A 13,078-nucleotide genomic window follows, 5' to 3' on the forward strand; every position below is an offset into this window, starting at 1 on the left:
AAAAATAGAAATCGGTTCGAATTGAATCGCCGAGAGATTTTTTAAAAGAAAAGGTTTGTAAGACTATGGGCGAAACGGGATCCATTTGGGACAATATACTTCTCAATTATTATTCGTTTGGAAGTTTGTTATCTTTTTTAACAGCCATCCTCATTTCCGGGGTTTTTCTTTTTATCGATAAGAAAGTATCGAGCACCAAACATCTTGCGTTCGGCGCGTTCTTGCTGGGTGTTTTTCAGTTCGGTTATGTTTTTGCGGCCGTTCTTTATCATCCGTTTGCAGCGTATCACCGCTGGATAACGGCGGGCTTAATTCTTCCCGCAATTCTTCATATCGGACAGTTCGTCGCACGTTATCCGGAAAACGATTTCCCAAGATTCAATCTCGTCACAACGATCGTGTTGTGGGTCGTTGCCGCTTTGTCCGTCGGCTACTTCTGTTTTTCCACTTGGAACGCATCGGTAAAATACCACTTCACGGCTCATCATTGGGATTTTAACGCGGAAAACGTAAGTCGCACAATTGCGATCATCATCTTTACGTATGTATTCATCAACTTCGTTGCGATTCCTATCTGGAGAATGACGCTACTCAAAGGTAAAACGAGATGGATCATCTTCGGATTTATGATGTCCTTTTTGATCGGTGGAACCGTTCCGGTCATCGCCAACCTTTTGAGCCGCGACGGTTACATCGAAAGATCGATTTATCTTACTTCGATCGTTCTTTTGTTCATGGCGGCCTTCTTTATCATTCTTATCTTATATTTGAACTTTTCCGTAGAAAAAACTTCGTTCATGTTGAAGATCGTTGGAATCACTTTCGTTACGGTTCTTATCATCATGCAAGCGCTCGTCTACATCTCCAATCAAGACAAAGAATCAGAGTACGACACTCTGAGTCAGATTCACATGGAAAGGGCTTTGGAAGGAGGTGCGATCGAAGAAGGAATTTCCTACGTAATCCGATGGAATAAAGATAAGAATACGTTCGATCGCGATAAATACGATCCGAAGATTCATCCCGATCAAGAACAGCTTGAGATCGATTTTAAGAACACGCTTTTATACGAGGAAATATTCGATCTTCAACCGCAGGGATTTCGCGAATCCTTAATGAAGCTCGTGGATCATTCCCATGAGAATTTCGGGGGATATAAGTATTCTATCATCAACTTTCTGAAAGATCATCCCGAGTTGGAAGACGCGGCCTTGAAAACCGCGTTGAGCAAGGAACTATCAAGACTCGGTCTTCACGTATTCGTTGCTTCCAACAAGCTCGATAATATTTTTGCGGAGGATTTCTGCGCGAAAGGGAGAACTTATCTGGATGGCGCAAAAGAAGTGAAGATGTTCCGCATTTCCTTGGAATATCGATGGAACTTTTGTAAATGGGACGGCAAAGCCGTAACTCCGGCAAAGTTAAAGGAAGAAGTTTTGAACTACTTCCGCCCGTTCGTACCTTCTCTTACGAGATACTATCGTAAGAAGGACGTAGACAATCACAGTCGGCATTATATCGGTTTTATCAAATACGATCGTGAAAAAGACACGGTGAACGAGGTCGGCTTTTCCTACAGAGCTTACCGCGAATTTATGCACCCGACCGCGTTGAAACAAATCATTGTATTGGGCGTCGTGATCGTAGTGATCATTCTTCTCTTTCCGTTGTTCTTTCGAGGAAGTCTCGTTTCACCTCTGAATGATTTGCTGAGCGGCGTGGAAAAAGTAAACGACGGAAGTCTGGAAGTGCAGGTGCCGATTCGGGTTAAAGACGAAATCGGATTTTTAGCGGATTCGTTTAACAACATGGTTTCCTCGATTCGAGACGCGAGAAAAGAACTCCAAGATTACGCGGAACATCTCGCAACCAAAGTCCGTTTGAGGACGGAGGAATTGTCCGAAAAAATCGACGAATTCCAAAAACTGAAGATTCAGCAGGACGGGGATTATTTCTTAACATCCCTTTTGGCAAAACCTTTGAACTACAACGCGAGCAAGTCTTCGCGCATCTCCACTCAGTTTCTTCTGAGACAAAAAAAGCAGTTCGAGTTTAAGGGAAAGCGCGCCGATCTCGGAGGGGATATTTGTGTTACCGGAAATCTCCGTTTAGGAACGCCGTCCGATTTTAAAAGATATGTCTTTGCGATGAACGGGGATGCGATGGGCAAGTCCATGCAGGGAGCGGGAGGTTCTCTTGTAATGGGCGTCGTTATCAATTCGATTTTAGCCCGATCCGCTGCGGACAATCGAATTCTTGACATGTCTCCGGAACAATGGTTAACCGAAACATACGAAGAAGTAAACGCTGTATTCAAGTCGTTTAACGGTAGTATGGTGATTTCCGGGTCGTTCTTTCTAATCGAAGAAGAATCAGGGAAATGTTTTTATTTCAATGCGGAACATCCTTTTACCGTTCTGTATCGGGACGGACGCGCCACATTCTTGGATTCTTCCTTAACGTTGCGTAAGATCGGATTAGAGTCGGAATATCCTTTCAAAGTTTTTAATACGACTTTGCGGAAGGGCGACGTATTGATCGTCGGTTCGGATGGAAAGGACGATTTGGATCTTACCCCCGATAAGGACACTCGATCGATCAACGAAGATGAGACTCTCTTTCTCAAAACGGTTGAGTTAGGTAAAGGAGATCTCGACAAGATCGAGCATTTGATTTACAAAAATGGGGAAATCACGGACGATCTTTCGCTCTTAAGAATCGAATTCGGAATTCTTCAAACGGAACAAGCTCGAGGATCTTCCCTCGATGCGGATCATTCGATCGCGGCATCCTTAAACGAAGAGCCGAACGATTGGAGCATTTCGTACTCCCACGCCCGTCAGTTGTATAAGGATGGAAACGTAAAAGAAGCGATCGACGAACTCGCGGATCTTTATTCGAAAACGCCGGAAGATTCTAAGGTTATAAAATTACTCGGCCTTTTGAGTTTTAAGGATAAGGATTACGTCAAAGCCGTCGAGATCTTAGGAAAGTATCTCGAACTCGATCCGGAATTGAGCGAGTATTGGTATTATCTTTCCGTAGCGAACAAGAAATTGGGAAGAATTTCCGAAGCGATCTCGGCGTCCGAAAGAGTGATCGCCAAACAGCCGGATAACGCGAATAACTTGGTCAATCTTTCCGATTTATATCGGATGCAACAGGATTATACGACCGCAAAAGATTTTGCGATCAAAGCCCTGGACTTGGATCCGCACAACGAAAACGCGAAGAAGATTTTAAAGAAGATTGAAAATCACGTTTGAGGAAAGAGAATCTCTCCGTTTGTTTTGATCGGAGAGATTCTAATTTTTTAGTTTTGCAACAAAGGATCCTTTTTATTTCCTCTGATTGGTGAGAAGGGATGGAATTATTTTACTCGAGTCCAAGTGGATTCTTTTCCGATCATCATGAAGCCGACTTTATATCCGCCTTTGAGATCGAGAGTATCCGCGTTTCTTAAAGTAAGTCTTCCATCGTATGTTTTACCGCCTTTCGGATCGTAAACTCTTCCGCCGGTCCAAACTTGCTCGCCTTCATAGGAGAAGCCGGTAAGGAAAACAAGTCCCAAAGTCGGGCGTGTGCGAAGACTTTCGTCCTTATTATGAATGTCTAATTTTGGAGTCCCCGGAGTTCCCTCAGTACTTCCCGCAGGATAAAGGGGCTCTTTCAACCATACGATTTTTCCGCAAATTTTCGCTCCGCATTTGTGTAAGTCTACTTGAGCGTCTTTTTCCTTATTCCACCATTTTCCAAGAATTGCATCTTCTTCACCTGCGAACGCGGGCGCTGAAACGAACGCGAACGCCAGAAAAATTGCGATCATTCTAAACTTCATCATTCCATACTCCAAAAAGTGTTTTGAGGTCAAAATTCTCGAAAGAATGAGAAGAAAGTCAACAAAAAAGAAAGAATTCTACTTCTCGAAGTCTTTATATAACATCGAAGGTTGGATGCCCTGATTCGCTTGGTATTTACCCGATGTGTATTCCGTTATTTGTCCTTCAAGAGTGTGATAAAAAATCTGACAAACTTCCACGCCCGGATAAACGATGAGAGGTTGAATGACGGAAATTTCCAAAGTCCAAAATCCTTTGAATCCAACGTCTCCGAATCCAGCCGTTACGTGAACGAGCATTCCCAATCTTCCGATCGAAGATCTTCCTTCGAGCATCGGTACTAAGTTATGCGTCTCCGTAAATTCCAGGGTTCTTCCCAAATACAATACGCCGGGTTTTAAAAGAAGACCGGTTTCGGGAATGATGAGCTTTTCCGACGGGTTCGGTTTTTTCATATCCAAAGGAACTTCCGTATAAACCAGAAGTTCTTCGTGGAGTCTTAGATTGTAAGAATTCGGATTGAGTTGTTTTTCGGAATAGGGAGTGATTACGATATCTTGACCGATTCGTTTTTGAATTTCTTTTCCTGTAAGAATCATTTATTTTCCTTTAAAAATCGGTTTTCGTTTTTCTTGAAACGCTTTCAAAGCTTCCAACCGATCTTCCGTCTTTAAGGTTTCGTCGTAGTATTTCTTTTCGGTTTTGAGAGCCGTTTGTATATCCTGACCATAACCTTCCGCGATTGCTTTCTTTGCAAGCTGAAGTGCGATAGGCGCAGAGTGGGACGCGATTTCTTCCGCTAACATTTTCGCCGCGGGTAAAGAAGAATCGTGCCAGATCGAATTTGCAAGTCCGTAGTTCAACGCAGTTTCCGCGTCGATCGTTTTACCCGTAAAGATCATCTCCTTTGCTTTGGAGATTCCGATTCTACGAGGAAGTCTTTGTGTTCCTCCGCCACCCGGAATAATTCCCAAACGGGTTTCCGTAAGTCCGATTCGGATATCGTTTTTGAGAAGAATAAAATCGCAGCACAACGCAAGTTCAAGACCGCCGCCAAAGGCGTCTCCGTCAAGCGCCGCTACGGTTGGATAAGGAAAATTCTCCAGTTCCAAAAAACAATTTTTGAGATCTTCTAAAAAGTGAGTCACTTCTTTGGGGGCCATCGTCGCTCTTTCCTTAAGATCCGCTCCCGCGCAAAAAGAAGGTCCGATTCCTCCTAGAACCAAAGCGCGAACCGATTTTTCGTTTTTCGCTTTTAAAATCGATTGATGAAGTGTGGAAAGAAGTTCTTTACTGATTGCGTTTCTTTTTTCGGGTCTGTTCAAAAGAAGAACCGCGATTTCTTGTTCGATGGAATAGATTACTGTGCCGGATTCGCTCATTTCAATGCACCATTTTCTAGGCAGAATAATTCTTGCCGAAACCTTTTTGTTCCGATAAACTAGATGCCCGTCGTAAATTTTTCAAGCCAAGTAAGGTTATGTTACATAAATCGAGAAAAATTTTCCTAACAATTCTGCTCTTATCCTTCTTCTTTCAATGCAAAGAAAGCGACTCCAGCAACGATTTATTTACCGGACTCGGTTTGGGGAGTCCCGTGATTACTTCGATCGATCCGCCGTCCGGATCTCCTCCGCAGACGGACGGAGTTTCTTATACGGGAACTCAGATTACTATCACGGGAAGAAATTTCGCTCCGAGTTCCGCGGAGACGTTCGTGAAATTCAACGGACTTTCCGGCACGATCTTTTCCGTGACTACGACGGAAATCATCACCACCGTTCCGTCCGGAACTACGGCCGGATTTTTGACCGTCGCTAAGACCGACGGTTTTTGTGATACGGTTTACGGGACCGACGGATACAACTGTTCGGCGAGACGGTTCTACGTAGACTGTTACAAAGCCTACTCGAATATCTACGGCGATGAAACTGCAGTGAATTATCCCGATTCACAAACCATTAAATTTACGGATGATTATTCCACGAAGGCGTTCCGATCCAATCTCCGAGAAACGGGCGGGACGATTCTTACCTTTGAATGCGATAACTTGGTCGCTGTGAAATATTTTACGACCAGTTGTACGACCGTCGACGTAGGAACACTCGCTGCTCCGGTATACAACCCGACGATCAATTTTGCGGACAATTATGCCGTTCAATATTTCATAACGACGGGAAAGGGAAGTTGTAAGATCGGATTTCAATAAAAAATGTTTGGTTTTTTTAGGTAAATCTGTTAGAGTTCGACTAGGAGTTGTATCATGAAGGTAGTTTCCTCCGTTCAGCTTGGGCTTCCGGAAAAAGGAGTCAAAGATACAAGAAAAATCCCCAAAGAAGAGGGGATGATTCACGTCGAGCCTTATGAAAATAAACAGGCTAACGTTTCGGACAAAAGAGCCTTTGCAGTCGAGGCCGGTCAAAACGGGGATTTCTACAAGGTTAAGGGTACATTTATCGATAAGGTAGGCTGAATCGGAGGAGAATGATTCAGAACTTTAAAGAATAAAAAAGCCTCTCAAAGAGAGGCTTTTTTGTGTCCGAAGATTGTTTTGACTAAAATCAATCTTTATAACTGATTTCTAAAACGTTTCCTGCCGGATCCAGGAAGTGTAAGAATTCTCCGCCACTGTTGGTTTCCGGTCCGCGAACGATGGAAATCTTATTCTCTTCAAGTTCCGCGATCGCTTCGGTAAAATCATCCACATCCAAAACAAAACTTAGCACCGGAATCTTGTTTTCTCCGAGGGAATTTTTGAAACCGGAAATTTTCTGAAGTTTGATATTGATCGAATCGAGTCCCATTACGACGTATTCGCCGGACTTTTCATCCACCGATTCAAAATCGAATATATCAGAATAAAACTTGGCAGAGGCTTCCGGGTTCTCCGCAGGTATTAAGAAATAGTCGATTCCTTCAACGATAATCATGGATCAATTCCTGTTTAACTTTTTCGTCATTATGGAAGGAAAACCTGGATTGTCTATTTAAAAACGAAACCCCATTCCGAATGTGTTGGAAATTCAAAACAAGGCATTTATCAGCTCTTGTCCGGAATTTCAAAAAAATGAAACAACCTCGGATTGGGCTCTCCGATCTTCCAAAGATACGCATCCAAAACGTAATGGGTAAATTGTGGTAGAAAAAGTAAGGAAACCAAAAGTGCGGAAACGATTTCGGGAAGTTCGAAAGAATAGAAACTCGAATTCTTAAAAATCTGAGAATGGTCTTTCCATATAAAACTGTCCCAAGTCCATTCTTCGACGAACGCAAATACGAACAAAACGCACACAAAACATACAAGAATCTTAATCCACGACCCCGTTCTAAAAATTTCCAATTTGATTTCGGAAGGATTCCGTGCCGTGTAATAGAAAAGTAGGAATAGATACGGAACCCCGTGATTGATTACGTTCGTAACCGTAAAAGAAAAGTCGGAATTAAAATAAACGATTCCGAAATACCATACGATCCACGTATTCAAAACAAGAAGAATCTTCCCCAATGGAAAGGAACGTTCCTTTATAAAAAGAAATCCATGGGCGAGAAGATAAATACCGAGCCAAATAAACTGAAACCAAAGCAAAGCGTCCGCGACATTCGGCAAAGGATAGATCAGAAAGTCTCCGTCCATAAACCAGGAGAATTCCCGCTTTTGATCCGTTAGGTGCCAATATAAGATCGGAATTCCGCCCATTAGATAGATCGTACTCTTATCTAACCAAAACGGAATTTGTTTTGAATCCGTTTTTTTCCGATAAAGAGCCATAAATCCGAACTGCTGCCGTATAAAGTGGAAGACCGCGACGTAACTCATCACTCTCCAAAACCAAATCATTCCGAACGAATATAGAAACACGGAAAACAAAAAACAAACGATCGGAACGGTTATTAGAAGAGTTTTCTTTTCCTTCCATTCTTCCTCGTTGACATAGGAGCGAAACAATGTCGAGTAAACATGAGCCACGTCGATCAATAGAACTGTACAAAACCAAATCCACGGATCGACTTCGGAAGGAAGAATATTCCAGATTTTGAATGTGAGTAAGAGTGCGACCGAAACGATCCCAGGAAGAATAATAAACGCGAGATCCAGAGACGATCTAAAAATCCATCCCCTCGAATTCATAACTTTTGTTCCCCGAGAACTTTATTGGCCGCATTGTGTCCTCTGACGAGGGCTTCTTCAAAGATGGAAATTCCACTGAGGTCCGAATGCGCAAAGTGAAGATTCGGATACGAGACGGAAAGTTTTTCCCTTTTTCCGCCCCATATCAATTCCGGAACCGGCCGAATCATTGCATGTGCATAAGTCATAATGTCGATGTTTTGAATTCTTTTTTCGATATCCGAATGCGCTCTTTTTAAATCGAAGAGAATGGATTCTTTCCAATCGGACCAAGAGGTTCGCATCATTTTTTTTCGGGTCGCGAGCGTGTCCGCGGCGCCGAATGCTTGGTAATATGTTAAAACGGATTCTTCCCTTCCCGCGCGTAAATCTTGATGTGTGGATACGATGTATCCTAATGAAGGACTTTGATAGATGACGTTGTCCCAGCACGGAGGAATTCCTTTTCCCGTTGGAATTTTGTCTACGCTTAGATTGGCGACCAGCCAAGGGGAATAAGTAAGTCCTTCCGCGACGCCCGTTTTCTCTTCGAGAATATATTTTCTCGTGAAGGATGGCAGTGAATACACGATCGAATCGCAAAGGAGAAGTTTCTGTTCCCCGCTCACAGGAGAATACGTTTGAACCGCGAAATTCGCATCTTTCGAAAAGTGCGGAATCACTTTTTCGACCAGAGTTTCGGTTTGAATCTTCGATCGAATCGGAGCCCGTAACTTCTCCGTTAAAAAACCGTTTCCTTCCGGCCATGTTAGAAGCGTAAGATCTTCCCCCGTTGCGTCTACGGGTCGTGAACAAAAATAATGCAGGCCGATCCAGGCGGAAACCGTTTCCATCGAACCGCCGAAGTCGTCTCGAACGGAATAATCCAGAAACCAGAACAATTCTTTCGTTTGAAATCCTTGTTCCTTGATATATTCAAAAAAGTTAATTTTATCCAACTTAAGAATTTCCGGATCTAGCGATGAAAGATCGATCGGGATCGAAAAGGCTTTTTTTCCGTCTCTTCCGATTTTGGATCTCCAGCCTTGAATGAACTTTTTAAATTTCTTTTCCTCGTTTGCGGCGGGCGAGTTCGGAGATCCGATCGGAAAAAGGCCTTCGTTCCATCTTCCTTGGTGGAAAATTCTTTCCTCCGGATCGAAACAAAGATATCGCTCGTCGTAGATCGGTTTGCCTTGTTTGTCCTTGCCGATTATGATTCGATTTTCTTCCAAGAATTTTCGGACAAGAACCGCTTCTTCTCCCGGTTGAGGAAGATAATGCGCGCCCCAAGGATAGGAGCCGATTCGATTCGTTCCCGATTTTGAGTTTCCTCCGCTTTCGTTTTCCAACTCGATAATTTTGAAATCGTTGAAGCCCGCTTTGTGAAGATAATAACCCGCGCTGAGTCCGGCGATTCCTCCGCCCAAAATCAACGCCTTCGTTTTTTCGGAAGCCGCGAGATGGATGTTCGATGAAGGAGCCGCATCCTTGTTGTTTCGAATTCGATGCGCGACGTTTCCGTTCGGACCCACGATCGTTCCGGTGATTCTATGTATGAATTTTAAGAACCAAACTCCTCCCGCGAGCGCGGAAATACAAAGACCCAAAACGGTGAGAAAGGATTTTCTAGAAATGGATTTGGAATCTTCTTCTTGCATCGTTGTTGAGAAGAATGAAGGGAATTCGAATTCGTGCAAGGAAAAATGGAGTAAAAGAATTGCGTTTGAAGTCGGAAAGATTCTTTTGCAAGGAATGGCTCTTTTTTTGGACTTCGATAATACGTTTTTGGATTCGATCGGAATCTACGAAGATACGATAAAACGACTTATTCGAGACGCGAAAGAATACGGATTCTCCTCCGCAAAAGAATTTTCCGAGTTTTACGAAGCCGCACGAAAAGAAGCGAAAGCCGAACTCAAAAATTCCCCCTCCAATCGTCTTCGTTTGATCTATTTCAAAAAAATGTCTTTGTCCAAACGGGGAACGCTGGATCCGAAATGGATTCTTCGATTGGAAAAAGATTACTTCAAATTTTTTCGGGAAGGAATCCAAGTCCGTAAAAAGAAGTTTGAGAAAGAATACAAGGAAACGTTCATTCTTCTCAAAACGATTTCTGAGAAACACAAACTTCTTTTTTGCACGAACGAAAATCTCAGAACGCAATTGATCAAGTTCGATCTTCTGTTTCCGAAAACGTTTTCGTATTCGATTTTGAGTTCGGAAGAAGTCGGAAAGGAAAAACCTTCCGAAGAATTTTTCGCGACGGCACATCGGCTTGTATCCGGAGAAAAAGTGGATGCGATGATCGGAGATTCCTTAAAGGACGATGTGGAAGGAGCGCTTCGATTCGGAATTCCCGCGATCCGAGTCCAATCCGTGTTTTCTAAAACGAAACCGTTTGTTACGGAGAAAACGACCGCGTTTGAGATCAACGGAAACGACCGCGAATTTTCCTACCGCGAAACGAGCGATCTCAGAGCCGCGTTGAAGTTATTTCTTTAAAACCGCGAATAACGTGTTATTCAGATTCAAAGTTTTGAATGTGAATAACCAAAGAATCTTAGTCGCATAATAATACGCTTTCTTAAAAAGAGATCCGAGACTGCCTCCCCCGCTGCCGGAAACCGAGGCGATCGGTTTTAGAATCGTGAATTTGCAATCCACGAATCCGGTTTGTTTTGCGAGCATCCTCATCGTTTTTTCGGTGTAGTCGTTGATATGATCTTTGGCTTCCAGGTAATGTCCGTCCGGTTTCATTCCTTTGAGCATAACTTTCAACTTCGCTTTAAAAAGCTGAACGGGAAAGTTCGGAGTTTGTAAAAAAAGAATTCCGCCCGGCTTTAAAAGAGAATGCAAATATTCTAATAAACTATGGGGTTTGGGAATATGTTCGATCACGTCCCAAAGAGTGATGATGTCCAGAGATCCTTTTGCGATTCCGGAGTTTTGAACGATTCCCGGAAAAACGTTTTTCAATCCGTTTTTCGTTCTCGCAAATTGAACCGCTTTTTCCGAAATTTCGTAGCCGGTCGCTTGCCAACCGGGTCTTTGATCTCCGATTCGTTTTACGAAAAATCCGAGTCCGCAGCCTACGTCCAAAATCTTACCGGAGGGCGCGGTTAAGAATTCTTCGATAAAGTCCTGATAAATTTCCCTGTGAGCGTTGTCCCACCAGCCGAGATCATACGAAGAATCATCGTCCCAATATCCTTCGTAGTGTTCTTCCTGTTCATACGTCGAAAAAACGTGACCGCAATTGGAACAGCGGACGATATCGATTCCATTCTCCACAAAAACCGTGGAATGTTGCGTGCTTGAACAGAGATAACAGGTTTGATTCAAAAAAGCCCCCAGGCGAGTCGCCCGATTTTCAATGTCTCCGGGTGAAGCCGGAAAAGCCAGAAAAAAGTATCCCTTGTTTTCCCGTTTTTGAATTTCCCCCGGAACAGTCTAAGAAAAGATAGAATTCAATTTATCTTAGGAGTTCCCGTGGCCTCGCTCAAATTCACAAAAATGGAAGGAATCGGAAACGATTACGTTTATATCGATTCCACTCAAACCGACATTCGCCTTACACCGGAACAAATTCAAAAAATATCCGATCGCAATTTCGGAATCGGAAGCGACGGGGTGATTTTCATCCGTAATTCTAAACAAGGCGATTTTATGATGGATATGTACAACTCGGATGGAAGTTCCTCCGAGATGTGCGGAAACGGAATCCGCTGCGTCGCGAAATACATCTACGATCACGGTTTAACAAATTCTAAAAATCCTAGGATAGAAACCGGAGCTGGAATTCTAGAAGTCGATTTAAAAGTCGGATCGGGAAACAAGGTGGATCTAGTCAGCGTGGATATGGGGAAGCCGATCTTGGTTCCTTCCAAGGTGCCTGTGATCTGGAAGAACGAAGATACGATTATCGATCAAGTTTTGGAAGTCGCGGGCAAAACTTTGAAATTTACCGCCGTTAGTATGGGGAATCCGCACTGTGTGATCTTTGTCGACGACAGCGATCAGTTTCCCGTAAGAGAAATCGGTCCATTGATCGAACATCATTCCATTTTTCCGAAACGGGTAAATGTGGAATTCGTAAATTTACGCGGTAAGGATCATCTGTATCAAAGAACCTGGGAAAGAGGGGCGGGAGAAACTCTCGCTTGCGGAACCGGAGCTTGCGCCGTAATGGTCGCCGGAAATTTAACCGGAAGATCGGGAAAGGACGTTAGGATCGATCTAAGAGGCGGAACTCTGAGAATTCAATGGCAGGAATCCGGAAGCGTTTTAATGACCGGACCTGCGAGAGAGATTTTTTCGGGAGAGATAGAGGTATAAAAATTTAAATCGAGTTGTAGAAACCGATTTATAAAGGTGATATTCGTAGTTTAGAATTTTCTAAATTACGAATATCTTCGTACGCATCTTAGGCCACTTCGGTCTTTTGAAGATTTTCCATTCTGACTCGAACTTCGTCCGAAAGTTTTTTCAGATTGTCTTCGAGCTTCCCTTCCAAATACGGTCTGTGATCGATTTTAGGTCCGTAAAGAACGCGGACTTTTTTGTAGATCGATCTGCGTTTTATATCGCAGACTTCTTTCGGCATTCCCATAAAAGAACGAACCAAAGAAGGAATAGGAATATCGGAATAACTTTCCTCGATCGGAACGATCACGGAAGGAAGAATGTCGACTTTGTTCCGAATCGAGAAGGCCGCAAATCCTTCGTGAAATTTCACCATTGGACCGGAGAAATCGTTTTTGACCATATAGTCGTGGCCTTCGGGAAAAATTCCCAAAACGCCTTCTCTTTTAAAAACCTGCTGCACCATTTTGATGCTCGCCATGGAAATCTTTCCGTCGATCGCCATCGGAATTCCTCCGGCTAGCTTGGCTAAGTCTTTAAAAATCGGGATCCGGAACGTATAATCGGCGGCAATCCAGGAAATATATCTCGGAAAAGTATAGGAAAGAATGAACGGATCCATATCGGATCTATGATTGCTAACAAGGATTAGCTTGCCTTCCTGGGTGATATGCTCCGTTCCATACGCGTTGATGTTTACGGCAAAACCCAAGAAAGGAGCCACAAACTGTTTCAGTCTGAGATATGTTTGAGCTTCCTTTTCCAT

Annotated in this window: 13 protein-coding genes; 5 read left to right on the top strand and 8 right to left on the bottom strand. The window is 43.4% G+C overall.

The window, feature by feature from the left end:
- Positions 1–65: 65 nt before the first annotated feature.
- The gene (locus LFX25_RS00305; RefSeq protein WP_238728330.1) at positions 66–3,266 is read left to right on the top strand and encodes a SpoIIE family protein phosphatase; all 3,201 of its coding nucleotides are present in this window, start codon (positions 66–68) and stop codon (positions 3,264–3,266) included.
- A gap of 104 nt (positions 3,267–3,370) precedes the next feature.
- Here the strand turns inward: LFX25_RS00305 and LFX25_RS00310 are convergent, their stop codons facing one another.
- The 3 genes from LFX25_RS00310 to LFX25_RS00320 form a co-directional block, all read right to left on the bottom strand.
- Complete coding sequence (locus LFX25_RS00310; RefSeq protein ID WP_238728331.1) at positions 3,371–3,841, bottom strand: DUF2147 domain-containing protein; 471 nt, start codon at positions 3,839–3,841, stop codon at positions 3,371–3,373.
- A 75-nt stretch (positions 3,842–3,916) separates the two neighbouring features.
- The gene (gene dcd / locus LFX25_RS00315; RefSeq protein ID WP_135778961.1) at positions 3,917–4,438 is read right to left on the bottom strand and encodes a dCTP deaminase; all 522 of its coding nucleotides are present in this window, start codon (positions 4,436–4,438) and stop codon (positions 3,917–3,919) included.
- Positions 4,439–5,221, bottom strand: a complete 783-nt coding sequence (locus tag LFX25_RS00320; RefSeq protein WP_238728332.1) for an enoyl-CoA hydratase-related protein — start codon at positions 5,219–5,221, stop codon at positions 4,439–4,441.
- A 98-nt stretch (positions 5,222–5,319) separates the two neighbouring features.
- Between LFX25_RS00320 and LFX25_RS00325 the strand changes: the two genes are divergently transcribed.
- A complete protein-coding gene (locus tag LFX25_RS00325; RefSeq protein WP_406600465.1) occupies positions 5,320–6,048 on the top strand; it encodes an LIC10067 family putative lipoprotein in 729 nt (242 codons plus the stop codon).
- 54 nt (positions 6,049–6,102) lie between these two features.
- A complete protein-coding gene (locus tag LFX25_RS00330) occupies positions 6,103–6,312 on the top strand; it encodes a hypothetical protein (protein WP_118954446.1) in 210 nt (69 codons plus the stop codon).
- Positions 6,313–6,400: 88 nt separating this feature from the next.
- On the opposite strand, the gene LFX25_RS00335 is transcribed toward LFX25_RS00330, so the two are convergent.
- The 3 genes from LFX25_RS00335 to LFX25_RS00345 form a co-directional block, all read right to left on the bottom strand.
- A complete protein-coding gene (locus tag LFX25_RS00335; protein ID WP_238728334.1) occupies positions 6,401–6,769 on the bottom strand; it encodes a VOC family protein in 369 nt (122 codons plus the stop codon).
- Between the two features lie 110 nt (positions 6,770–6,879).
- Positions 6,880–7,968, bottom strand: a complete 1,089-nt coding sequence (locus LFX25_RS00340) for a hypothetical protein (protein ID WP_238728335.1) — start codon at positions 7,966–7,968, stop codon at positions 6,880–6,882.
- Complete coding sequence (locus LFX25_RS00345) at positions 7,965–9,608, bottom strand: NAD(P)-binding protein (RefSeq protein ID WP_238728336.1); 1,644 nt, start codon at positions 9,606–9,608, stop codon at positions 7,965–7,967. Before LFX25_RS00345 ends, LFX25_RS00340 begins: the two co-directional genes overlap by 4 nt.
- Positions 9,609–9,702: 94 nt before the next feature.
- Between LFX25_RS00345 and LFX25_RS00350 the strand changes: the two genes are divergently transcribed.
- On the top strand, positions 9,703–10,452 hold the full coding sequence (locus LFX25_RS00350) for an HAD family hydrolase (protein WP_238731456.1): 750 nt from the start codon (positions 9,703–9,705) through the stop codon (positions 10,450–10,452).
- Here the strand turns inward: LFX25_RS00350 and LFX25_RS00355 are convergent.
- Positions 10,441–11,292: a class I SAM-dependent methyltransferase gene (locus tag LFX25_RS00355; RefSeq protein WP_238728337.1), complete on the bottom strand. Its 852-nt coding sequence runs from the start codon at positions 11,290–11,292 to the stop codon at positions 10,441–10,443. The two genes, LFX25_RS00350 and LFX25_RS00355, sit on opposite strands and share 12 nt — an antisense overlap.
- 147 nt (positions 11,293–11,439) lie before the next feature.
- Here LFX25_RS00355 and dapF point away from each other — a divergent pair, with 147 nt between their 5' ends.
- Positions 11,440–12,285, top strand: a complete 846-nt coding sequence (gene dapF, locus LFX25_RS00360) for a diaminopimelate epimerase (RefSeq protein ID WP_238728338.1) — start codon at positions 11,440–11,442, stop codon at positions 12,283–12,285.
- 88 nt (positions 12,286–12,373) lie between these two features.
- On the opposite strand, the gene LFX25_RS00365 is transcribed toward dapF, so the two are convergent.
- A complete protein-coding gene (locus LFX25_RS00365) occupies positions 12,374–13,078 on the bottom strand; it encodes a lysophospholipid acyltransferase family protein (RefSeq protein ID WP_118954440.1) in 705 nt (234 codons plus the stop codon).

This window comes from Leptospira sanjuanensis, assembly GCF_022267325.1.
GTDB lineage: Bacteria > Spirochaetota > Leptospiria > Leptospirales > Leptospiraceae > Leptospira > Leptospira sanjuanensis.

What these genes read in the sequence shown, in the direction of transcription:
- LFX25_RS00305 (WP_238728330.1), top strand. Translation starts at nt 66, where the DNA reads ATGGGCGAAACGGGATCCATTTGGGACAATATACTTCTCAATTATTAT.
- LFX25_RS00310 (WP_238728331.1), bottom strand. Translation starts at nt 3,841, where the DNA reads ATGATGAAGTTTAGAATGATCGCAATTTTTCTGGCGTTCGCGTTCGTT.
- dcd (WP_135778961.1), bottom strand. Translation starts at nt 4,438, where the DNA reads ATGATTCTTACAGGAAAAGAAATTCAAAAACGAATCGGTCAAGATATC.
- LFX25_RS00320 (WP_238728332.1), bottom strand. Translation starts at nt 5,221, where the DNA reads ATGAGCGAATCCGGCACAGTAATCTATTCCATCGAACAAGAAATCGCG.
- LFX25_RS00325 (WP_406600465.1), top strand. Translation starts at nt 5,320, where the DNA reads ATGTTACATAAATCGAGAAAAATTTTCCTAACAATTCTGCTCTTATCC.
- LFX25_RS00330 (WP_118954446.1), top strand. Translation starts at nt 6,103, where the DNA reads ATGAAGGTAGTTTCCTCCGTTCAGCTTGGGCTTCCGGAAAAAGGAGTC.
- LFX25_RS00335 (WP_238728334.1), bottom strand. Translation starts at nt 6,769, where the DNA reads ATGATTATCGTTGAAGGAATCGACTATTTCTTAATACCTGCGGAGAAC.
- LFX25_RS00340 (WP_238728335.1), bottom strand. Translation starts at nt 7,968, where the DNA reads ATGAATTCGAGGGGATGGATTTTTAGATCGTCTCTGGATCTCGCGTTT.
- LFX25_RS00345 (WP_238728336.1), bottom strand. Translation starts at nt 9,608, where the DNA reads ATGCAAGAAGAAGATTCCAAATCCATTTCTAGAAAATCCTTTCTCACC.
- LFX25_RS00350 (WP_238731456.1), top strand. Translation starts at nt 9,703, where the DNA reads ATGGCTCTTTTTTTGGACTTCGATAATACGTTTTTGGATTCGATCGGA.
- LFX25_RS00365 (WP_118954440.1), bottom strand. Translation starts at nt 13,078, where the DNA reads ATGGAAAAGGAAGCTCAAACATATCTCAGACTGAAACAGTTTGTGGCT.